The 20,781-nt window shown below is 60.3% G+C and carries 21 protein-coding genes and 2 pseudogenes (1 of these 23 cut by a window edge); 7 read left to right on the forward strand and 16 right to left on the reverse strand.

What is annotated here, in order from left to right:
* Positions 1–121, reverse strand: partial view of a recombinase family protein gene (locus V474_RS06940; RefSeq protein WP_082699722.1) — the start only. Its footprint begins 1,574 nt before the window's first position; 121 of the gene's 1,695 nt are visible here — the first part of the coding sequence; the start codon lies at positions 119–121; its stop codon lies beyond the left edge, outside the window.
* Positions 122–397: 276 nt separating this feature from the next.
* Between V474_RS06940 and V474_RS06945 the strand changes: the two genes are divergently transcribed.
* Entirely contained in the window at positions 398–1,609 is a 1,212-nt protein-coding gene (locus V474_RS06945; protein WP_059150834.1) for an IS256 family transposase, read from the forward strand.
* Positions 1,610–1,950: 341 nt separating this feature from the next.
* Positions 1,951–2,685, forward strand: coding sequence for an IS110 family RNA-guided transposase (locus tag V474_RS26940; protein ID WP_407938317.1), 735 nt, complete (start codon positions 1,951–1,953; stop codon positions 2,683–2,685).
* Between the two features lie 36 nt (positions 2,686–2,721).
* Here V474_RS26940 and V474_RS24820 read toward each other — a convergent pair.
* Positions 2,722–3,345: pseudogene (locus V474_RS24820) on the reverse strand (SDR family NAD(P)-dependent oxidoreductase); the annotation flags it as partial.
* A 74-nt stretch (positions 3,346–3,419) separates the two neighbouring features.
* On the opposite strand from V474_RS24820, the gene V474_RS06955 reads away from it, so the two are divergent.
* Both V474_RS06955 and V474_RS06960 read left to right on the forward strand, forming a co-directional pair.
* Positions 3,420–3,869 (forward strand): MarR family winged helix-turn-helix transcriptional regulator, encoded by a 450-nt coding sequence (locus V474_RS06955; protein ID WP_236710805.1) that lies wholly within the window; start codon positions 3,420–3,422, stop codon positions 3,867–3,869.
* 338 nt (positions 3,870–4,207) lie between these two features.
* A complete protein-coding gene (locus V474_RS06960; protein ID WP_059150837.1) occupies positions 4,208–4,765 on the forward strand; it encodes a nucleotidyltransferase family protein in 558 nt (185 codons plus the stop codon).
* 60 nt (positions 4,766–4,825) lie between these two features.
* Here V474_RS06960 and V474_RS06965 read toward each other — a convergent pair whose 3' ends face one another.
* The 9 genes and pseudogenes from V474_RS06965 to groES form a co-directional block, all read right to left on the reverse strand.
* Positions 4,826–5,986, reverse strand: coding sequence for an IS30 family transposase (locus tag V474_RS06965; RefSeq protein ID WP_059150838.1), 1,161 nt, complete (start codon positions 5,984–5,986; stop codon positions 4,826–4,828).
* A gap of 95 nt (positions 5,987–6,081) precedes the next feature.
* Positions 6,082–6,792 (reverse strand): hypothetical protein, encoded by a 711-nt coding sequence (locus tag V474_RS25500; RefSeq protein WP_148649308.1) that lies wholly within the window; start codon positions 6,790–6,792, stop codon positions 6,082–6,084.
* 241 nt (positions 6,793–7,033) lie between these two features.
* A complete protein-coding gene (locus V474_RS06970) occupies positions 7,034–7,942 on the reverse strand; it encodes a DUF2268 domain-containing putative Zn-dependent protease (protein WP_148649309.1) in 909 nt (302 codons plus the stop codon).
* A 103-nt stretch (positions 7,943–8,045) separates the two neighbouring features.
* A complete protein-coding gene (locus V474_RS06975; protein ID WP_236710807.1) occupies positions 8,046–9,137 on the reverse strand; it encodes an MFS transporter in 1,092 nt (363 codons plus the stop codon).
* 576 nt (positions 9,138–9,713) lie between these two features.
* The gene (locus V474_RS06980; protein WP_059150840.1) at positions 9,714–11,048 is read right to left on the reverse strand and encodes an IS5 family transposase; all 1,335 of its coding nucleotides are present in this window, start codon (positions 11,046–11,048) and stop codon (positions 9,714–9,716) included.
* Between the two features lie 839 nt (positions 11,049–11,887).
* Positions 11,888–14,103: pseudogene (locus V474_RS06985) on the reverse strand (amylo-alpha-1,6-glucosidase).
* Positions 14,104–14,114: 11 nt separating this feature from the next.
* On the reverse strand, positions 14,115–15,209 hold the full coding sequence (locus V474_RS06990) for a glycosyltransferase family 4 protein (protein WP_059150841.1): 1,095 nt from the start codon (positions 15,207–15,209) through the stop codon (positions 14,115–14,117).
* Positions 15,210–15,317: 108 nt separating this feature from the next.
* The gene (groL, locus tag V474_RS06995; RefSeq protein ID WP_059150842.1) at positions 15,318–16,937 is read right to left on the reverse strand and encodes a chaperonin GroEL; all 1,620 of its coding nucleotides are present in this window, start codon (positions 16,935–16,937) and stop codon (positions 15,318–15,320) included.
* A 53-nt stretch (positions 16,938–16,990) separates the two neighbouring features.
* A complete protein-coding gene (gene groES / locus V474_RS07000; protein ID WP_059150843.1) occupies positions 16,991–17,305 on the reverse strand; it encodes a co-chaperone GroES in 315 nt (104 codons plus the stop codon).
* 269 nt (positions 17,306–17,574) lie between these two features.
* Between groES and V474_RS07005 the strand changes: the two genes are divergently transcribed.
* From V474_RS07005 to V474_RS07015, 3 genes are read left to right on the forward strand one after another with little or no spacing between them, the layout of a single operon-like run.
* A complete protein-coding gene (locus tag V474_RS07005; RefSeq protein WP_059150844.1) occupies positions 17,575–17,811 on the forward strand; it encodes a hypothetical protein in 237 nt (78 codons plus the stop codon).
* Entirely contained in the window at positions 17,808–18,077 is a 270-nt protein-coding gene (locus tag V474_RS07010) for an usg protein (protein WP_059150845.1), read from the forward strand. The genes V474_RS07005 and V474_RS07010 overlap by 4 nt, the downstream gene beginning before the upstream one ends.
* A complete protein-coding gene (locus V474_RS07015; protein WP_059150846.1) occupies positions 18,074–18,439 on the forward strand; it encodes a hypothetical protein in 366 nt (121 codons plus the stop codon). Before V474_RS07010 ends, V474_RS07015 begins: the two co-directional genes overlap by 4 nt.
* 8 nt (positions 18,440–18,447) lie before the next feature.
* Here V474_RS07015 and V474_RS07020 read toward each other — a convergent pair whose 3' ends face one another.
* From V474_RS07020 to V474_RS07030, 5 genes are all read right to left on the reverse strand, one after another.
* Complete coding sequence (locus V474_RS07020) at positions 18,448–19,080, reverse strand: MarC family protein (protein WP_059150847.1); 633 nt, start codon at positions 19,078–19,080, stop codon at positions 18,448–18,450.
* Positions 19,081–19,230: 150 nt separating this feature from the next.
* Entirely contained in the window at positions 19,231–19,356 is a 126-nt protein-coding gene (locus V474_RS26120) for an NADH dehydrogenase ubiquinone Fe-S protein 4 (protein WP_169795022.1), read from the reverse strand.
* Positions 19,353–19,613, reverse strand: coding sequence for a hypothetical protein (locus V474_RS26125; RefSeq protein ID WP_169795023.1), 261 nt, complete (start codon positions 19,611–19,613; stop codon positions 19,353–19,355). Before V474_RS26125 ends, V474_RS26120 begins: the two co-directional genes overlap by 4 nt.
* A complete protein-coding gene (locus V474_RS07025) occupies positions 19,597–20,118 on the reverse strand; it encodes an Hsp20/alpha crystallin family protein (RefSeq protein ID WP_059151428.1) in 522 nt (173 codons plus the stop codon). Before V474_RS07025 ends, V474_RS26125 begins: the two co-directional genes overlap by 17 nt.
* A 91-nt stretch (positions 20,119–20,209) precedes the next feature.
* Positions 20,210–20,677, reverse strand: a complete 468-nt coding sequence (locus tag V474_RS07030; RefSeq protein ID WP_059150848.1) for an Hsp20 family protein — start codon at positions 20,675–20,677, stop codon at positions 20,210–20,212.
* Positions 20,678–20,781 lie beyond the last annotated feature (104 nt).

Genomic DNA, 20,781 nt, shown 5'->3' on the forward strand with positions numbered 1-20,781 from the left:
TTCCTACGATGTGCCAACCTTCGCGCTCCGCCTGCTCCCGACAGATCAGAAACTGGTCATCGATCGAGGCAGCACTCTGCTTATCGTCGGAATAGCGGGCATAAAGGGCGACACGGGTCATATCATTCTCCTTCGTGCAAATTATCACGATGCTCGTATCGGACCAAACTGGACGACCCCAAGTTTAACGTTTTGGAGCATTCATTCGTTTGCAACGCGACAACGCTGGGACTTTCGCGGTTAGCGTCCGCGCTCGTGGTGTAATTTCCGGTGTAGATTGAGGCGATCGCATGGGTGGGGCATGCCCCACCCATGCGAATTCGATCTCGGTGGCCACCGGGCTCATCGGTAAGGTGGAGTTACCACACTTCACACGCCCACCGAGGAGTTGATCCCGATGACCGACGATAGATTACCGCTTGCCGAGCTGATGGCGAAGACCGGAGATGGAGATTTCCTGCGCACGATCGCCGAGAACGTATTACAGATCATCATGGAGGCCGACGTCGATGGCTTGGTCGGCGCCGGCCGGCACGAGCGTTCCGGCGATCGCACGACCTGGCGCAATGGCTACCGCGACCGCAGTCTCGACACCCGGCTCGGCACGCTCAATCTCAAGATCCCCAAACTGCGGACCGGCGCCTACTTTCCCGGCTTTCTGGAGCCAAGGAAGACCGTCGAGAAGGCGCTGGTCGCGGTGATCCAGGAAGCATGGATCGCCGGCGTCAGCACCCGGCGCGTCGATGAACTGGTGCAGGCGATGGGCATGACTGGCATCTCCAAGTCCTCGGTATCCAAGCTGTGCAAGGACATCGACGAGCGGGTCCACGCCTTCCTCAAGCGGCCGCTCGCCGGCGACTGGCCCTACCTCTGGCTCGATGCTACCTATCTCAAGGTGCGCGAGGGCGGGCGGATCGTCAGTGTCGCCGCGATAATCGCTGTGGCCGTCAACACCGAGGGCAAGCGCGAGATCGTCGGCCTGCACATCGGTCCTTCCGAAGCCGAGCCGTTCTGGTCGAGCTTCCTCAAGGACCTCGTCCGGCGCGGCCTGACCGGCGTGAAGCTGGTCATCTCCGATGCCCACGAGGGGCTCAAGGCGGCGATTACCCGCGTCATGGGCGCGACCTGGCAGCGCTGCCGCGTCCACTTCATGCGCAACGCCCTGGCCTATGTGCCCAAGGGCCAGAATACCGTCGTTGCCGCTGCAATCCGTCAGGTCTTCCTTCAGCCCGACCATGCCGCTGCGACGCAGGTCTGGCGGCAGGTCGCTGATCAGTTGCGCGCCCGCTGGCCAAAGCTCGGCGCTTGCATGGACGATGCCGAGCACGACGTGCTCGCCTACATGACCTTCCCCGAGCAGCACCGGGTCAAGCTCCACAGCACCAATCCGCTGGAACGCCTGAACAAGGAAGTGAAGCGCCGCGCCGATGTGGTCGGCATCTTCCCGAACGAGGACAGCATCATCCGCCTCGTCGGCGCCGTCCTGCTCGAGCAGAATGACGAATACCAGCTCCAGCACCGCTACATGCAGATCGAGGGCATGGCCGCCCTTGCCACACCAATGATCGAGGAGGCACAGCCGCTACAGATTACACCCAAGGCCGCCTGAAAATGCAGCCCAGTGGCCACACCCGATTTTACACCACATTGACGGACGCGACCCTTTCGCGACCGTCGTCTGTGGATGGCTCCCGCGTTGCAAGTACAAATTGACGTATTGGCGTCGGTCGGTTGGGCCGTGTCCCGCGGGGTGGTGTAGGAACCGTCGATCTACGGCAGGATCGGGTTCAGGTCAGGCTGCCAGTGCTGGCAAGCTGACAATAGGGTTATGGCTCACCGAGCCGAGGGTTTCCAGTGTCATGTAGCGGCGCGATACCGCCCACTTGATGGCATGGACCACCCCCATTGGATAAATCATATTCGGAGGGTTGCCATCAAATGGAGAAAGCCATGTCAGTTGTTACGATCGGCCTCGATTTGGCCAAGACGGTATTCCAGGTGCACGGCGTTGACGAAGCCGGTGTGACCATATTGCGTCGCAAGCTTGCCCGCGCCGAGATAATGTCATTTTTCACTAAGCAGCCGGCATGCATTGTCGGGATGGAAGCATGTTCCAGCGCCCACCACTGGGCTCGTATGTTGGTAGAGATCGGCCACACGGTTCGGCTTATTCCCCCTCAATACGTCAAGCCGTATGTGAAGCGGAACAAGACGGACGCGGCCGATGCTGAAGCGATCTGTGAGGCCACGACCAAGCCGAACATGCGGTTCGTCCCGATCAAGACGAAGCAACAGCAGTCTATCCTAGCTTTGCACCGCGTCCGCAGCATGCTGGTCCGACAGCGGACAACGACAATTAACGCGTTGCGCGGACTGCTGGGGGAATACGGCCTGATTGCAGGTAAAGGCGTGCGACAGCTCGCGACGTTGAGCCAGCGCCTGTCAACGGCCGACGAGACGACGGTGCCCCTCGAAGCAAGAGAGGCGTTGCAGTGCCTCTTCCGGCACATTGACGCGCTGACCGAGAAGCTCGGTGGGATGGAAGCGCGGATCGTCGCTTGGCATAAATCCAGTCCGGAAAGTCAACGTCTGGCTTCTGCCCCCGGCGTGGGCCCGATCAAAGCGACTGCGATCGTGGCCGCAGTCGGCGATGGCACACAGTTCCGGTCCTCCCAACTTTTTTAACAGCCACGCTAGCGGTCGGGCAAAGCCAAGCTCGCGGCCAAGGCCTGTGACATTGAACCCGGGACAGAGGCAGTTGACGGCGACGCCAGTGCCTTCAAGCTGACGCGCGAGTTCGAGGGAAAACATAATGTCCAACAATTTGGAAAAGCCATAGACTTTAGACGATCCTCGCGCAGTGAAAGTCGCCGTTGCGAACAGATCGCTAATGATGTCGCGGCTAACACTCTGCTGCGATGCCTCCGATCCTACCGTAACGATGCGGGAAAAGGACGATGCTAAGAGGATATCGCGAAGAATATCGGTCAGCAGCCAGGGCGCGAGGTAATTCACCGCGATCATCTCGGCAAAGCCATCTTTGGTAACGCGCTGTTGGAAGGCATGAAGACCAGCATTGTTGATGAGTACGTCAATGCGGGGATGCCGCGCGGCGATTGCTCGACCGGTTGTAGCCACAGCGGCAAGATCAGCGAAATCGACCAGATATATATCGATTGAGGCAGTGGGGGCGACCGCCGCTATCGCCTCCCGCGTTCTCTCCGCCTTGTTTTCGTTACGCGCCGTCAGGATCAGATCGGCCCCACGTTGAGCAAGCTCCAGCGCTGCCGGATGGCCGATGCCGTCTGTTGCTCCGGTGATAAGGATTAAGGGTCTATCGTTCATAACGGCACCATATCGTGGATATATATCCACTAACCATGATTGTTGATAAATGTCCACTACCTGTTATGGTGGCGATGAAGGACGAGAGGATGGGTCAGGATCATTCAGACATTGTTGCCGCCGTTGGGAGGGAACTGAGTGCTTTGCTGGTCGACTTTCGGGCGACGGTGAACGCCTGCGCCGAGGCGTTTGATGCCGACCTCCAACCCGCAGCCTATCAGGTCGCCGTGCTGCTTTCCGCACGCGGCGCGGCGAAGGCAGGCGCATTGGCAGGGAAGCTGGCTATGGATAAAAGTGCGGTGAGCCGTTTGGCGAAATCGCTGTGCGGCGCAGGGCTGGCGATGGCCACACCCGACCCTGCGGATGGCCGCGGCGTCCTCTACAGCTTGACGGAGAAAGGTGAGGCTCAAATACGAGCCGCAAATTTGGTCAAGGTCGACGCTTATTACGCGCGTATCGAGGGCTGGAGAGACCAGGATCTTGCGCAATTTGCTCATCTATTGAGAAAATTCAATCAGGTCTGAACTTTCGGAATTTTGGTGCAATTTTAAAAACTTCTTAAGATTAACTCTCCACCCAGCAATTGAACTAATTGTTTTCTCCGGTCATCTGGTGCAGACTCAACGGACGTACCATTCGCCAGTGGCGGGAATCACATGAATCTCAGCCAGTCATAGCGCATTTGCACGGTGATCCCGTCGCGCACGGCGTTGCATGGGCATCTTGAACGCCTGACTGTCCGAGAATCACTGTCGGATTGAGAAAGTGTCCGACAACGCCAGTCGAGGGGTTTTCCGTCAGGCCATGATCGCTCCCCCTTGCGATCATTCCCAATTGGCGAACATGCCATTAGCTTGTTTCGATGGCTGCTACCTCACGCATAAGCTCGATCCTTCGTGCAGACCCGCTCCGCTGGCATCTTCTGGGTGTGGTCGAAGCGTTAAACTTGCCAGACTGCTGGATCGGAGCGGGCTTTGTGAGAAACGCTGTATGGGATCATCTTCATCAGCGTTCTATCGCGCCACCGAATGCAGACGTTGATGTGATCTGGTATGATCCGGATTGCGCCGACGCGGCAGAAGATCGAAAATTCGAGGCCCACTTGCTGGCTCTGGAGCCTTCGATCACCTGGTCAGTAAAGAACCAGGCTCGAATGCACGGTCGGAACGGCGATGCTCCCTACGCTTCCGCCACCGACGCCATGCGCTACTGGCCGGAAACCGCGACGGCGGTTGCCGCCCGGAGACGTGGATCGGATGGCTGCGATATCGCGGCCCCTTTCGGATTGGACGACCTGCTCGATCTTGTTTTGCGCCCAACCTCGCGCTTTCGCGTCGAAAAGCGCACAATCTATGAGGATCGGATACGCACCAAAGGATGGTTTGGCTCTTGGCCGCTTCTCACAAGGGCCGAGGGCTAATCCGGTAATCCATGTGTTTTACGACAGGGTCAAGCTGCCTGTCGGCTAGCGCCGGTGGGTTCAACGGGTGGTGGCAACACAAGCTTGAAAGCGCTCTGCGGGTGTTTGGTATTCGAGCGTTTTCCTTAGTCGTTCGTTGAGTTGCCGGGCAACGGCACTCAGCTTGGCCTGGCTGTATAGCGACAGATCTGTTCCTTTGGGAAAATACTGTCGCAGCAGGCGATTGGTGTTTTCGTTGGAGCCGCGCTGCCAGGGCGACTGCGGATCGCAGAAATAGACTTCGACATCGCTAGCCAGCGAGAGGCGCGGATGATCGGCCAGTTCCTTGCCGGGGTCCCATGTAAGCGACTTGTAGAGTTCGCGCGGCAGGCGCTGCGTCTGCCTGATCAGCGCCGACACGACGCTCCTTGTGTCCTTGTTGGCGACCTTGACCAGCATCACATAGCGCGAATGCCGTTCGACCAGCGTGGCGATGTAGCTGTTCTTCGTGCCGCCGATCAGATCGCCTTCCCAGTGACCGGGAATGGCGCGGTCCTCGACAGAGACGGGGCGTTCGCTGATCGAGACGGCATCCTTGATCTGGCCATGTCCGCTGCGCTTGAGGCTGGCGTGCCGGGACCTGCGGATGGTGCGCCGGGCGCGCAGATGCTCCAGCAACTCCTTCTTCAGAACCCCGCGTGCCTGTATGTAAAGGCTTCTGTAGATGGTCTCGTGCGACACCTGCCTGTGCGGCTCCTCAGGAAAATTGCGCCTGAGCCACCCCGCAATCTGTTCCGGCGACCATTTGCGGCGCAGCTTGGCCGATACTGCCCGGGCCAGTGGCGGCGAGCAAGCCAGCTTGCAGGGCTTGGGCCGCAAGGCTCGGTCCCAAGCCGCCTGATCGGACGCGGTCGCCCGATACCGTGCGCCACCGCCGTTACGCCTGACTTCCCGACTGATCGTCGAGGGCGCGCGGCCCAGTCGCCGTGCTATCGCCCGCAAGGGTTCACTGACGCTCAGGCCCCGCGATATCTCCTCCCGCTCGGCAAGGCTCAGCGCACGGCTGCCACGCTTGCGATCGGCGGGCCGGATACCGCCGGCCGGCGAAATTACCGAGAATACCGACGATGACTCTCGATCAAACCTGCGCCCGATCGAACTCATCGACTCCCCGCGCTGCCAGCGATCCCATATCTCCGCTCGCTGGCTGGCCGTGTAATAGATCCGACGACGCTGCTTCATCGCGACACTCCATCTTCCCCAAAAGATTAAAGTGTTGCCGCCACCCGTTGAACCCACCCCCCATTCCGGACATCAAACAATCGACTGAACATTGTTCATCGGTTTGGAATGCGTGAAGCAAAGGGGCGCGAAAACTCGTCCGGGATGCAACGGTCACTATCAAAAACCCTAAATGGGAGGGCAACATGAGACGGCGGCGATAAAGTATCTAGCTCTGTGTAACTTAGAGATATGCTTCCTGCCCAAGCGAGGATGCCGTTGCATTCGAGGGCGTCGGCAACGGCGGGACTAATAAACAGGGAATTATGAATGCCAGTGACTCGAAAAAATGGGTTTGAAGCGTAATCTATTGGACGCAGAATAAGTCGTCTTCGCCGGTCGATCGATGAACCCCAAGAGCGAACAGTTTGAATAGGGTGCCCCGGAAGGTCCATCCGCACCTGTTCCCGAAGAGGGTGCAACGGTTCGCGTTCACTCCTGACCTCATCGATTAAATCGAGCCAATTGTGACAATTCCACAGCCAGTAAGCGCCACTAATTACCGCACCACCGCCCACCTCCATGTCCCCGCCTTCACCCTCGGCAAGCAAACTGGTCTCAACTGCGATAAATTCAGATTTTTTAGGGGTAAACGATTCGATGAACGCTTTCATCTTCGTTGAAACCAATTCTAATCTTCCTGCACCCGTATGGGCGAAATCACCTAGCTCATTAAGGCTTGTCTTAACCGCGCCCACAAAGAGTTTATTCTCAAGCCGCCCGGTTATGGACCCTATGTAGGTCGGTCTCACGACCTCGGAGGCCACGGATATTTCAGGATATGGCTCTCCGGGGGCGGGCCTACCCGGCTCAGTCCTCCATATATTAGGGCTGAAACTGGCTCCCAATGGCTCGATACGCAGCAGCACTTCTCGTTCAACTGCATGTTCGTGGGCATTCGAATTGCTCATTGGTCGAGCCTACGATCACAAGTGGCAGCTTGCCACCCGGCTTAGCCGAAAATCAGGCTTGTGCCGCCACGCCGCCACCGTGTGATTGCCGATCAGCTTACGATCCCGGATGCCATCCGCTATCCCTCAAGATCGCTTTAGGGTCTTTAAGATCAAGCAAGGCCCTGATCGCGGCACGTTTGTCCGATGCCTTATCGTAATAGGCTTTCGCGATCTTAAATCCCACCCAATACCCCAAATCACCGGGGTTTTCAGGTGAGCCAACTCCGTTGTAGAGCCAGGATGAAATATCTGCGTTATCGACGTCTGACAGAAAGCGTTGGCCTATTTCCTTAGATTTCCCCGCCGTCCACTTTTGCAGATGAATGTTGCTCACCTGTCCTGACGTCAACTCCGCGATAAGTTCAGCGACACCTTCTATAAGTGACTGCTTAAGAACAGTGGTGTCGTCACTATCTTCCTCAAGCGCGGGAGATTGCTCAACGTGGCCGTACTCATGGGCGATGAGGTGATAGAGCCTGTCAGTCAGGTCAGGTTGCAGCCAGGACGAACGGCAGGCCACTTCCAGACCGATCAAAACGCCGGACTTACCGGTCGTTCCTCCGCTATTATTCCGGCCTATTAGAATCGTGACGGGCGGGAATGTGGCTTGAGGGTCAAGGTCAGAGATACGTTGAAAAGCGCCTTGCAACTTCGACTTAACGGCAGGCAAGACCTCCATACACGACCGGGCTTGCCTATAGGTGGCCTCCTCGTTGGCGACTTCTTTGGAAAGCGCTTCACCTGAAATGATGCGGTAAGGAACGAACTGGCGCACACCGTCCGTTCCCATGTCGATGTAGTCCCGTTGCAGTGAACTGGCAGAAGGCTTGCCGTTTGCGGCGTCATAGAGCTGATAGAAGGTTGCCACATCAGACGTGCGGACCTCGACAGTCTCAGGGGTATTGGCGGGTGCCGCCGTAGCAGCCATGAATCCTATAGCCCCAATCGTCCATTTCTTGCTCACGCCCTGTTCCCCTTGCCTTACTGATTATTCCATAAGCACAGCGGCTTGCCGTTGTTAAGGCGGCGATGGCGAAACGACGAAAATCCGGACAATCCAAGCACTTCTATGCGGTGGCGGATGCGGCACTCCATCGCCCATTGAACATCCGCCACCCGATCAGGCCCGCACCGACGCCTAGCAAGCCGCCGACGAGATACGCGGATGGCGCATCGTTTGGCACGAATAAGCCACCGGCGACATAGCCACCGATGACGGCGGTACGTGTCACCGCGCCATAGATCGCGGCGACCTTGCCATGATCGGCGGGCGAGTATTCCGATTGGAGCAGGGTGCGGACAGCGACGTTATGGATACTGTTCGCCCCGCCGCCCAGGATGAAGGCGACAGCGACGATCGCAAATCCAATCGGTGCGAGGCCGATCAACAGCATAGTCGCGCCCATGACAGCGCCCGTGCCGAACGCCGCCAAGCCAATCCTATGGCCGATGGTCCGTTCGGCCAGAGCAGCACCGATCAGCATCCCGCCTGCCCATAACGCCGTCAACACGCCGAAGGCGGTCGGCCCGCTTCCCATTGTCACGATGACGAGGAAAACGAAAGCAACGTCGGCAATGGCGGTCGCGAACACTTCGAGGCTGAGCGCGCCCGTCACCACCATCAAGCGTCGATTGCGAATCAGCGGCAGATAGTCCGCGAACAGGCTTTGCTCCTCCTGATCGTCCGGTTGCGGGTTGCGACGTAGGCCGCTTGCCATCACGACGAGCGCGAGAAGGGCGAAACTGGCGGCATCGGCCAAAAGCGCATTGCGCGATCCGATCCAGCCCACCAGCACCCCGCCGGCGACAGGACCAGCGAGCATTCCAAGGCTGCGCACCATTTCCAGAAGGGAATTGGCGCGTGCGAGCGTCATCCCCAATCCGCTCGCTAGCACTGGAATCAGCGCAAATGTCGCGGCGCTGCTGATCGTGAACAGCAGGCTCAACAGGGCGGCTCCCGCAACCGTAAACATGGGATAGTGGGCGATGAGCGCGATTACGCCAGCTTGAAGCGCCGACGCCATAACCAGAATCGGTGCCGCGTCCCGGCGATCGATCAGGCGACCCGCATAGGGCGCGACGATAAGGCCGGGCAGCAGCTCCGCGATCAACAGCATAGGCACCGCGTAGGCCGGAGCGTTCTCGGCGGTGCGGAACATCAGCGTCAGCAGCGTGATTTCGTCGCCAATGGTTGAAAGCGTCAGCACGGCCAGGACCAGCCATCCCCAGCCTTGCCGGAACTCAACACCCACTCACTTAACCTTCCAAACTGACCCGGCCCATGTCAGATTATTCTGCACCGATGAGATCGCAACCAATAAACAGGCGAATGGCACCAGCATGCGTCTTGGATCACTTCGCTGTTGCGGAATTGATTTCGTAGGTGCAATATCGACATCGCCGACTGGCTCGGCGCCTCTCCTAACTGACTGAGGCCGACAACCACGTCGGCCTTTTTTGTTGGCCCAATTTCATCTGACGTTCGGGCGGTATGTTTCCGCCACCGTCCATGATCGATAAACAGGCCATTGCCGCCGCGCCGCCGATCGTGTGATTTACTACAGGGTAAAGCTGCCTGACGGTTGGCGCCCCATGGCGGACGCTCATCCAGACATTTCGGCTTCCCCAGAGCGGATGTTCAGCTAGTCGGCCGTGAACAATGCGATGTTCGTTTCGGCGACGGGTAGATTGCGTCCGACGTGCCGTGAGGGGTTTATCGAACTGGTACGCTGCTTTCAGGCAGCGCCCATTTTGGGCAGGACTGGGGATAGCCAGGCGGCGATGAGGGCGCGCAAAAGTGCAGTCAGCCATGCGACGAGCAACCTCAGATTGTGCCCCGCGGCGACCAGGATGGCGTTGATGGCATCGCCGGTGGCACCGGCGAGGTGATTGCGCTCGAGCAGGCCATCGGACTTGGTGTGACCGATGATCGGTTCGATGGCATTTCGTCGCCTGAGCTCGCGCTTGATCGTGGGTGAGGTGATCCCGCGGGTGTGGGCGATATAGACCCTGGCCTGCCCGCCATGCTTGTGCCCCTTGTAGCCGCGATCGACATAAGCCCGCTCAACGGTGACGCCGGTCAGGCGCTCGACTTGCTCGATCTGCCCGGACAGGGTGTGGCCATCATAGGGGTTGCCGGGCAACGCCTGCATGCCGACGATGAACTGGCCACCGGCGGTGCGGGCGTTTGTCACCGCGATCGAGGTCTTTACCCCGAACTCGTAGCGGGTCTGCGCCTTGCCCTTGGCGATGCATTCCACCTCGGGCGCGTGCAGGGCATAAAGCTTGTCTGTGCTGCCAGCCTTCTGGGTGAGGATCTTCGCCACCCGCTCGCGGACGACGGCAAAGGCGGCCTCGAGTTCCTCATTTTCGGCGATCTTGCGGCCGATGTCGCGGTCGAGCCGGCCCAGCCAGGTGCGAAGTTTGCGCACCTGACGCATCGCCTGCTTGTGACCGCGCCCGTGGATCAGCCGGGAGACATCGCGCCGAGCCTGGCGGCCCACCCGCAGGAATGACTGGCGCAGCTTGATGCCGTGCTTGCGGGCAATCCGGTTCAGCCACTCGATGCCGCGTAGCAGCAGGTGGCTGTCGGTGGGATGGGCAATCGCCTTGGTCTGTACAGTCGCGTACACCGTCACCCGCTCGCAGGCCTGCGGCGGCATTGCCCCGGTTTCCATCGCCACGCGCAGCGTCTCGGCGAGCAGAAGTTCCAGCTTGTCGGCCCCGATCCGGTTCCGCCAGCGCGTCATCGACGAACGATCCAGTGGCAGCTTGTGGCGGAAGTACTGCTCGCCGCAAAAGAATTGGTGGTACGGGTTCCCGACCCAGCGGGCGCAGACGGCTCCGTCCGACAGGCCCTGCATGTGCTTGAGCAGGTGCAGGCCTGCCATTAGCCGCGTCGACAGCCCAGGGCGGCCTTTCTCATGGTAGAACCGTCCATAGGCCGCATCGAACCGTGACCAGTCGATCAGCCCCGCCAATTTCACCAGCGCGTGTTCCATGTCGACCACGTTGTCGAGCTGACTGCGGAACAACTCGTCACTGCGCGGCGCGGGCTTCTTCGGAGGCATCGGCAAAACCTCTTCGTGTCGTCCAACTCAGTGAATCACGACCCGACTTGCGAGGAAAGCCCCTACGTGCACAGGCGCGCGTAATCGCAAGCTTTTCGCCCGATTTCCCCAAAACCTTGCAAATTCGATTACTTCATATCCACCAAAACCCACGCCTCTCTGCGGGCTTCAGCGCTTTTCACAGACGACCAGCTAGTGCTCTGCAAACTATGGTTGGGATACGCTCATCCCCTTATAAAGATGTAGGCAGTTGAAAGAGGTAGGGCCGTCCAATGAACCTCCATACGAGTATATGAAGTCAACGAATTGAGCGACGGTCTTGTCGCCTTTCATGATAAATATGTCGTCCCGAACAATTTCATTTCTAGCGAATGGGCGGAAGTATGTCCTATTATTTCCAAATTACGTCTTAAATTCTCCCACGGAATTGTAGTACGTTCTCCCAGTTATAGGTGGATCTTCTGCTGCTTCCTTCCGGTAAGCGGCCTGAGCTTCCGACCGAAACTGCTGCCAGAGAGGTTCATCGTGTACGATGACTTTAATGTTATCTCTGCATTTTAGCTCGTGCTCATCTACGAGGTCAGAAGTTGCAACAACGGCTGCTCCCCCAAAGATTAAGACAACAAGGAGCAATATGAAAATCTTGGCTCGGGACATTTTGATACGCAAAACGACGGTACCGCCCGATATCAAGTATCTGACACCGCAATGCAGACATTCCTCTTCCTACCCATCCCGGCCATGGGATACCCGACAATCAGGCCATTGCCGCCTGGCATGTGAATTGCCTCACCCGATGGAGCTACAGGCGCTGAACGGGGCGGTGCCGCTCCGGTATTTCATATCAGCGATAATACGCGTACGTTGCCAGTCCGGTGGGGCACATCCACGACGACTTTGCGACCGGAGCGACGCAGCAGAATATCTGCCTCGCCTCCGCAGACCCGCATATGGCGGATGAGCAACTCATCAAGATCATAAGGCAATGTGGGTTCAGCGAACAGTATCTGCTCAGCCTGGGGATCAAAGCTCAAGCCGAGGCAGGATTGCAGCAGGAACAGCGGCGCAGCCGCAGCCCAGGCCTGCGGAATACAGGCCACGGGATAGAAGGTCGGCCCTTGGGCGGGTCGGCGAGGGAAACCGCAGAACAGTTCCGGCAGTCGCCGCAGATCGACATAGGTCGAAGCGGCTGTCAGCCCCTCAAAGATCCTGGCTGCCTCCGTCCGAAAGCCATAGCGGGCGAAGCCAGCGGCGATGAGCGCGTTGTCGTGCGGCGAGACCGACCCATTATGATAGCTCATCGGGTTATAGCGCACCTCCGTGGTTGGGATCGTGCGGATGCCCCAGCCGGAGAGGGATGGCGGCGCCATTAAAGTCTCGACCAGGCGCGCGACGCGTTCCTGCCTGGCCAGCCCCGTAAACAGAACATGACCTGCGGTGGAAGAGCGAACCCGGCACGGGCGCTTGTCTCCGTCCAGAGCCAAAACGTAGGTGCCAAGCGCCTCGTCGAAGAAGGTGCCGTCGAAGCGTTCCTGAAGCGCCGATGCCTTCTCGCGGAACACTGCCGCCTTATCGCTGTCGGCGAAGCTATCGAGCATTGTCGCCGCCGCCATCCAGGCGCCATAGACATAGGCCTGCACCTCAGCGAGGGCAATCGGTCCTCGGGCAATGCTTCCGTCCGCATGAAAGACGGAGTCGTAACTGTCTTTCCAGCCCTGATGGCAAGTCCCTGATCGGTATCTCGGCCATATTCGACATAGCCATCGCCGTCCCGATCGCCATGGTTGTCGATCCAGCCAAGCGCAGCTTCGATCTGAGGCCAGATCGAACGGATGAAGCCACGGTCGCCGGTCCGCTCGAGATATTGTCCGGCGAGCATGATGAACAAGGGCGTGGAATCGATGCTGCCATAATAATGACGAAAGGGCACCTCACCCAATATGGCCATCTCGCCGCGGCGAACCTCGTGCAGGATCTTGCCGGGCTCCGCATCGGCATCCGGATCGAACGCAGTCGCCTGATGCGCGGCAAGAAAGGAGAGCACACCGCGCGCTATTCCGGGATCGAGCCACAGCATCTCCATTGCGGTGATAATCGAATCCCGGCCGAACACTGTGCTGAACCAGGGAATCCCGGCGTAGGGGAACGGCCCATGCTCGGTATCCGTCACCAGCATGTATGTGTCGGCTACGCAGCGACGCAGCGTCTCGTTGACGGTCTCGTTGGAGGAAACCAGTGATGCTGCGCGGCCGGAGGAACGTCGCAAGGCCCGCCGGGCCTGACGTATGGACTGGGCGAAGTGCTGCCGCAGATCCAGGTTTTGCTCCGCTTGTTCGCATCGAATTCGGATCAGCAGTGTCTGCCGCTCCTGCGGCGCGAGCGTCAGGGTGAAAACGGCGTGGGCAGCATCCAGTTCCTGCGGCATCGGCGCAAAGCAGAGGGAGGTCTCGCGGACCATGCCATCTAGCCCTTCATAGGCAAGAACGACCTGGTCCGTGCCAATCTGCGGCTCGCGCAGACGGCCTCGGGCCTCTCGGGTCGTTCCCCTGACCTCGAACAGATCCAGGAAATCCGCGCCAAACTCCAGCCTCAGGTTAATGGAATGAGCCTTGTCGTCATAGTTGCAAATGGTCAGCCTCTCGAGCAGGCCAGCATCCCATAGAAAGCGCGTGCGGCGGATATGGATCAGGTCATGCTTTAGCCCATGACCGCCATCTGATCCTGAAAAGTCCGGATTTGTAAGATCGCATGTCAGGGTGGCATTGTCGTCGCGCAGGGCCGAACTGAGAAGAATGGGACGCGCGCCATCTTCCATCGTCAAATAAAAATGAGAAAGATGGCGTGTATCACAATGATATAGGCCTTCGGGACTACCAGGGCCGCCAATCGCGTCACCGCTATGATCGAAAAGAGCGAACGTATCTCCATGTTTGAGCGTACGGGGCCTTCTTTCATGCGACGAGGCGGATGCAGGCACAAAGAATTGAGCGGGCGCCCGGGATATGGTGTCAGATTGCGGCTGTAGGCTTAGCCGCCTTTCGCCAATCGCGTGCATGACAGGCCTCCTCAGGCGACGACCTGCAGGTCCGCGCTCTCCCCCAGTAGCCGCCGATAGCGTGCGGCCTGCGTCCGGGAGCCGGGCAGATTGCGGTACAGATCGAGATAGTCGGCTGCCATGTGGCCCGCAGAGAAGCGGCGTTCGAAGGTCTCGCGAACGCGCCGGCGATCAAGCGCGTCGAGATGCGATACTGCCGTCACCGCCTCCTCAAGCGTGTCGACAATGAACCCGGATACGCCGTGATCGATGACTTCAGGGACTGAGCCGCAGCGAAAAGCGATTACCGGCGTCGCGCATGCCATCGCCTCGATCATTACAAGGCCGAAGGGTTCGGGCCAGTCGATCGGAAACAGCAGGGCGCGCGCATTACCCAGAAACTCAGCCTTCTGTCGCTCGTCGATTTCCCCGATGAATTCGACGTTGGGCGAGACACGGATCATCGGCTCTATCACCTTTTCCCAATATTCGCGATCTGCCGGGTCGATCTTTGCGGCGATCTTCAGCTTCATGGCCGCGGCGGCTGCGATTGAGATAGCGCGATCGGGTCGCTTCTCGGGCGAGATGCGCCCCAGGAAAGCGAGATATTCGCCTTTGGGCTGGACCTTGGCCGACAACAGGTTGATGGGAAGCCCATGGTGAACCGTACGCACCCAATTGACCGGCGGCATGGGTCGCCGCTGATCATTGGAAATGGAAACCAGCGGCAGGTCCGGGAATGCGCGGTAAAAGGGCTGCAGATCAGGAAGATCGAGCCGCCCGTGCAATGTCGTCACCGCCCGCCCGGCAAAATCGGCCACCATTGGAGCGTGCAAAAGGTCGATATGGAAATGAAGCACGTCGAATTCGTCGGCGCGGCGGCGGACTTCCTCGAGCAGGACCATATGATGGGGAAGAGGATCCTTCACCCCCGGGTCTAGCCGCAGGGCCGTTTCGCAAGCCGGCACGAGCCGCGCACTGGTCCGGGAATCCCCACTTGCGAAGAGGGTGACATCGTGTCCCTCCCGCACCAGCTCTTCGGTCAGATAGGAAACAATGCGTTCGGTGCCGCCATAGAGTTTGGGGGGTACGCTTTCAGCAAGCGGTGCAATCTGTGCGATCTTCATCGTCCGGTTCTCCCTGGGCTGCCGGCCGGGCAGGGGAGATCGACGAGCCCCTGCCTGCCGATTGGAACAGAAAGTCGGGGCCGGCTTGAGCGCCGGCCCCGATTACGGTCAATAGTCCATCGCCGGCATCGGCGCGGCCTTCTCCTCCTTTGGAAGCTCGGCGACGAGCGCCTCGGTCGTGATGAGCAGCGAAGCGACAGAGGCGGCGTCCTGCAGGGCGGTGCGCACGACCTTGGCCGGATCGATCACGCCCGCCTGGACGAGATCCTGATACTCCGCGGTGGCGGCATTGAAGCCCCAGTTATAGTCGGAACTCTCGAGCAGCTTGCCCACGATATAGGCGCTGTCCTCGCCGGCATTTTCGGCGATCTGCCGCGCAGGCGCGCGCAGCGCCCGGCGGATGATGTCGATACCGGACTGCTGGTCGTCATTGGCGGCCCTGAGGCCATCGAGCGCCTTGATCGCACGGAGTAGCGCGATGCCGCCGCCCGGCAGGATGCCTTCCTCGACTGCGGCACGCGTCGCATGGAGCGCGTCGTCGACACGGTCCTTCTTCTCCTTGACCTCGACCTCGGTCGCGCCGCCCACCCGGATCACCGCGACGCCGCCGGCGAGCTTGGCCACGCGCTCCTGAAGCTTCTCGCGGTCATAATCGGACGTGGTGGTTTCGATCTGCTGGCGCAGCTGCGCGACGCGACCGTCGATATCGGACTTCTGCCCCACGCCATCGATGATGGTCGTATTGTCCTTGTCGATCGTCACCTTCTTGGCGCGGCCGAGCATATCGATCGTGACCGTTTCGAGCTTGATGCCGAGATCCTCGGAAACGACATTGCCGCCAGTCAGAATGGCAATGTCTTCCAGCATGGCCTTGCGGCGATCGCCGAACCCCGGCGCCTTCACCGCGGCGATCTTGAGCCCGCCGCGCAGCTTGTTGACGACGAGCGTCGCGAGCGCCTCGCCCTCGACATCCTCGGCGATGATGACCAGCGGCCGGCCCGACTGGACGACCTTCTCGAGCAGGGGCACGAGCGCCTGAAGGTTCGAGAGCTTCTTCTCATGGATGAGGATGTAAGGATCGTCGAGTTCGACCTTGAGCTTCTCGGCATTGGTAATGAAATAGGGCGAGAGATAGCCGCGGTCGAACTGCATGCCCTCGACCGTTTCGAGTTCGGTCGCGAGGCTCTTGGCCTCCTCGACCGTGATAACGCCTTCGTTGCCGACCTTCTCCATCGCCTCCGCCAGGATGCGACCGACCTCCTCGTCGCCATTTGCTGAGATGGTCGCAACCTGAGCGATCTCACTGTTGGCGCCGACCTTCTTGGCGTGGGCTTCGAGGTCCTTGACCACCGCGCCGACGGCAAGGTCGATGCCGCGCTTGACGTCCATCGGGTTCATGCCGGCGGCGACGGCCTTCGAGCCCTCGCGTACGATCGCCTGGGCGAGCACGGTGGCGGTGGTGGTGCCGTCGCCCGCCTTGTCGTTCTGCTTGTTGGCGACCTCGCGGAGCATCTGCGCGCCCATATTCTCGAACTTGTCGGCAAGCTCGATTTCCTTGGCGACGGTGACGCCGTCCTTGGTGATGCGGGGTGCCCCGAACGACTTTTCAATGACGACATTGCGACCCTTGGGTCCGAGCGTCACCTTCACGGCGTTGGCCAGCGTATCGACGCCGCGCAGCATGCGGTCGCGTGCGTCCGACGCGAATTTCACTTCCTTGGCAGCCATCGCTGCTACTCCTTTCTATGTCCTTCCTGATGGTTAGAGGGATGGCAGGCGGCTCAGGCCGCCTGCTTCAGAGGCACGACGTTGTCGATGACGCCGAGAATGTCGCTCTCCTTCATGATGAGCAGATCCTCGCCATCGATCTTGACCTCGGTGCCCGACCATTTGCCGAACAGGATGCGGTCGCCGGCCTTGACGGACAACTCGACCAACTGGCCGCTGTCGTCGCGGGTGCCGGGTCCGACGGCGACGACTTCGCCTTCCTGCGGCTTTTCCTTGGCGGTGTCAGGGATGATGATGCCGCCCGAGGTCTTCTCCTCGGCTTCGATGCGACGGACGACCACACGGTCGTGCAAGGGGCGGAAATGCATGCATAACCTCCAGATGCATTGATGATGTGATGCCCCTGCCGTTCATCTGAACGACAGGTTGGCGTGAACTAGGAAAAGAGATTTTCGGGTTCAAGAGGGCGAATGAAAATTTTTGGTATTCGCCTTCGCAGAGTGCCAATCCCGCCCTTTCCAACAATATGCGATGACATCATCCCTCTTGACGCGACTCGCATCAGCACCAAAATCGCGAACCGCATGCGGCACCGCACGCATGAGAAAGGAGCGACACAAGGAAAGGAGCCACGGCCATGTCGCAGCCATTTTCCCGTTTCTTGCATCCCTTTGACGTTGCACACCACCCGAGCCTGGAGCCGGAAGTCAAACGCGCCATCCTCGCCTCCTGGGCGTCCGATCGCTCTGCGGTAAAGGACCAGCCGGCGATGCGAAAGCCGCCCGGCGCCAAGCGCGCCGTTCCGATCGACGAGGTATTCGCCGCCATGCGATCGCTCGATGAACCGCGGACTGACGGTCGACAGCGGCAATGAGCGATCGCGGCTTCATCGCACAGCTGGAGGGCTACGGTCTCACCACTGCCGAGATCCATTATTACCGGCCCGATGCACCGTCGCTTCTCCAGCTGTTCACCTGGCAGGAATATGATCTCGCGCCCGATTTCCCTGTACTGTTCGATTTCCTCGATCACTGGCGGCGCGAGATCGAGGCCGCGCTCCATTCGGTCCGGATTGCCCATGGCCGGCTGATCGGCCCCACCGAGTGGCGCGCGGTCGATGGTATCATCCCGCTCCCATGACACGCGGTCTTGGCGAGCGCTGGCGCACACGGGGCGGACGGACGGTCCGCCTCGTCCTCGCCTTCGCCTTCGACGACATCATGGAATTCGCGCTCGCGCTGCTATCGGTGCCGCCCGATGAACTTGAGGCGCTGGGCTGGACCTTCGCTGACCGCAAGCGGCTCCTCGATCACTTCCTGCGATCCGGCAAGACAGCGCAGCGCATCCCGCGCGATGCGCTGGGACAAAGCCTGATCACGCTGCGGCTGCCGCGGCGGGACCTCGCGCCGCTTCAGCGCTTCGCGCGCCGCAAACTGCCCAAGGCCGCTTCCAACGCCGCGATGCTCGATCGAGTTCTTCGGGTATTGGACGAGGCCGCATAGCGGCGGATTCAACCGGCCAGGAAGGGCGCGCCCGCGAGACCGTCAAAGACGAACTGGACAGCAAGGCCGGCGAGGAGCACGCCGGAGATGCGGCCCACGACGTCGGCACCGGTGCTCCCTAGCAGCAGAACAAGTCGGTCGGCTGCGAGCATCGCAAACCAGGTTAAAATCATGCACGCGGCGATCATCGCGAGCACGCTGCCCCCCTCGATCCAGTTGCCGGTGCGGCCCATGACGAGCACGGCGGCCGACAGGCTTCCGGGGCCCGCGATCAAGGGAAAGGCCAGCGGAAAGACCGCGATGTCGCCAGGCCCTTCGGATTCCCGGCGCTCGCCCTCGTTGATCGACGAGAGGCCGGGACTGGAAAAGGTGAGCGTCAACGCTTGGAGGAACAGCAGCACGCCGCCCGCCACCCGGAACGCGGGCAGCGAAATATGCAGGAGCGAAAGAACGACGCCGCCCGCCACAGCGAACAGCAGCAGCACAGCGGCAGCGATCGTGACCGAGCGCGTGGCGAGACTGATCCGCTCGCTACGGTGAATTCCGGCCGTCAGGCCAGCGAAGACCACCGCCGTCTCGATCGGACCGATCGTGACGAGCAGGGTGATGAAGCTCGAAAGGATGCTGGCTGATATCGACATGACTGAAAAACTGAGATTTGCAAGGGGTGCGGCGCCTGACCGCTCCTTGACGATGTGACTTTGAACAACGAGTATGGATGCAACTCGAGTGAGCTACGGCACCAGCCCGGTGGACGCGGAGGCGAGATAGGGCCTCATGGTACGGCGTGCTCACGCCCCGCCATGGACCTTGAAGCGAACGCCTTCGCGCCGGCAATAGCGCTGCGCCGCTTCAAGGTCAGGAAAGCTTAGCTCGAACTGTGCGAGCGGATCGCCGCCGCTCGTCCATCCGGTCACGGGATCGGGCGTGGCCCCCAGCGCGCGGCAAAACGCAGCCGCCAGCCCTCTGCGCCCGCCCGGCTTGCCTGATTGACCGCCACCGGAGCGGGCTCGGTGATGGCCCGCGCATCGGGCGGTAATGCGCTCGGATAGCTCTGGCCAAGCTGGCAATTGTCATTGGCGACATTCGCTTCCGTTTCGCGCGGGATCTTGGACTGTCCGGAGCTAGGCCCGGGACTGAAGTCCCGGGCCTGCCGGTCATGCCGCCTTGCCATTGACGGGAATGCGGCGAATGTTCTCGTTCGCGGCCTCCGTCTTCGGCAGTGTCACGGTAAGCACGCCGTTCTTGAAGCGAGCGTCCGCCCTGTCGCGATCGACGCCTTTCGGCAAGCCGATGCGCCGCTCGAAGCGCCCATAGCTGCGCTCGGTATAGCCACGATCCTTGTCCTCGACCTGCGACTTCTTCTCGCCGCGGAGCGTCAGCGCGCCGTCTTCGACAGTGATCTCCACATCCTCCTCGTCGAGGCCGGGAAGCTCGGCCGTTACCCGGATTTCCGTGTCGGTCTCGGCAAGCTCGAGGTTCGGCCAGGACAGACCGCGCTCGAGGCTGCCGAGCGACGGCACGCCGAAGCCGCGGAAGACATCGTCGAACAGCCGGTTCACCTCGCGGTGGAGCGAAAGCAGCGGATGGGTATGGTCGTCGCGACCGCGCTCCGCGCTAATCGGGACGGGGAGCCGGTTCTCCTGCCGGCTCCAGGGTATCAGATCACGGATAGCCACGATGCTTGTGTCCTTTGTCTGGCTAGAGTTGGGCATGGCCCGCCGGTCGCCGCCCTCCGGGGCGACGCCGGCGAGCCGGTGCTCGATCAGATCAGGCCGCTTTGGCGCCCCTGGGCGCCTCGAGGCGATCATTGGCGGCCCTGCCACCACTGATCTCGATCTTGCGGGGCTTCATCGCTTCGGGAACGACCCGCTTGAGCTGGATGCTGAGCAGGCCATGCTCGAACTGCGCCTCGCCGGCCTCGATGAAGTCGGCAAGCTGGAACCGCCGTTCGAACGAACGGGTCGCTATGCCGCGATGCAGATAATCGCCCTTGTCGCTGTCCTCGGCACGCTTGCCGGTGACGGTGAGCTGATTCTGCTGCACTACGACCTCGATCTCGTCAGGGCGGAAGCCGGCGACGGCCAGGGTGATGCGATAGCTGTCCTCGCCGTCCTTCACGATGTCGAATGGCGGAAAGCCGTCATCCTCGCGCTGACCCGCTTCGAGCATGTTGAACAGGCGATCGAAGCCGACCGTGGAGCGCCGATACGGCGCGAAGTCAAAAGCAGTTCTCATTTCCAAATCCTCCGGTTGAGCAATTTGGGCATGAGACGCACCGGAGAGAGCCGGTGCTCTCAATGTCCAGCCGGACCCGGTTCGGCGTCCGGCGAGAAAAAAAT

The organism is Novosphingobium barchaimii LL02 (assembly GCF_001046635.1).
GTDB lineage: Bacteria > Pseudomonadota > Alphaproteobacteria > Sphingomonadales > Sphingomonadaceae > Novosphingobium > Novosphingobium barchaimii.

Excerpts from the sequence above, each read along its gene's own strand:
- V474_RS06945 (WP_059150834.1), top strand. The coding sequence starts at position 398 with ATGACCGACGATAGATTACCGCTTGCCGAGCTGATGGCGAAGACCGGA.
- V474_RS26940 (WP_407938317.1), top strand. The coding sequence starts at position 1,951 with ATGTCAGTTGTTACGATCGGCCTCGATTTGGCCAAGACGGTATTCCAG.
- V474_RS06955 (WP_236710805.1), top strand. The coding sequence starts at position 3,420 with ATGAAGGACGAGAGGATGGGTCAGGATCATTCAGACATTGTTGCCGCC.
- V474_RS06960 (WP_059150837.1), top strand. The coding sequence starts at position 4,208 with ATGGCTGCTACCTCACGCATAAGCTCGATCCTTCGTGCAGACCCGCTC.
- V474_RS06965 (WP_059150838.1), bottom strand. The coding sequence starts at position 5,986 with ATGAAGCAGCGTCGTCGGATCTATTACACGGCCAGCCAGCGAGCGGAG.
- V474_RS06975 (WP_236710807.1), bottom strand. The coding sequence starts at position 9,137 with ATGTTCCGCACCGCCGAGAACGCTCCGGCCTACGCGGTGCCTATGCTG.
- V474_RS06980 (WP_059150840.1), bottom strand. The coding sequence starts at position 11,048 with ATGCCTCCGAAGAAGCCCGCGCCGCGCAGTGACGAGTTGTTCCGCAGT.
- V474_RS06990 (WP_059150841.1), bottom strand. The coding sequence starts at position 15,209 with ATGAAGATCGCACAGATTGCACCGCTTGCTGAAAGCGTACCCCCCAAA.
- groL (WP_059150842.1), bottom strand. The coding sequence starts at position 16,937 with ATGGCTGCCAAGGAAGTGAAATTCGCGTCGGACGCACGCGACCGCATG.
- groES (WP_059150843.1), bottom strand. The coding sequence starts at position 17,305 with ATGCATTTCCGCCCCTTGCACGACCGTGTGGTCGTCCGTCGCATCGAA.
- V474_RS07005 (WP_059150844.1), top strand. The coding sequence starts at position 17,575 with ATGTCGCAGCCATTTTCCCGTTTCTTGCATCCCTTTGACGTTGCACAC.
- V474_RS07010 (WP_059150845.1), top strand. The coding sequence starts at position 17,808 with ATGAGCGATCGCGGCTTCATCGCACAGCTGGAGGGCTACGGTCTCACC.
- V474_RS07015 (WP_059150846.1), top strand. The coding sequence starts at position 18,074 with ATGACACGCGGTCTTGGCGAGCGCTGGCGCACACGGGGCGGACGGACG.
- V474_RS07020 (WP_059150847.1), bottom strand. The coding sequence starts at position 19,080 with ATGTCGATATCAGCCAGCATCCTTTCGAGCTTCATCACCCTGCTCGTC.
- V474_RS26125 (WP_169795023.1), bottom strand. The coding sequence starts at position 19,613 with ATGGCAAGGCGGCATGACCGGCAGGCCCGGGACTTCAGTCCCGGGCCT.
- V474_RS07030 (WP_059150848.1), bottom strand. The coding sequence starts at position 20,677 with ATGAGAACTGCTTTTGACTTCGCGCCGTATCGGCGCTCCACGGTCGGC.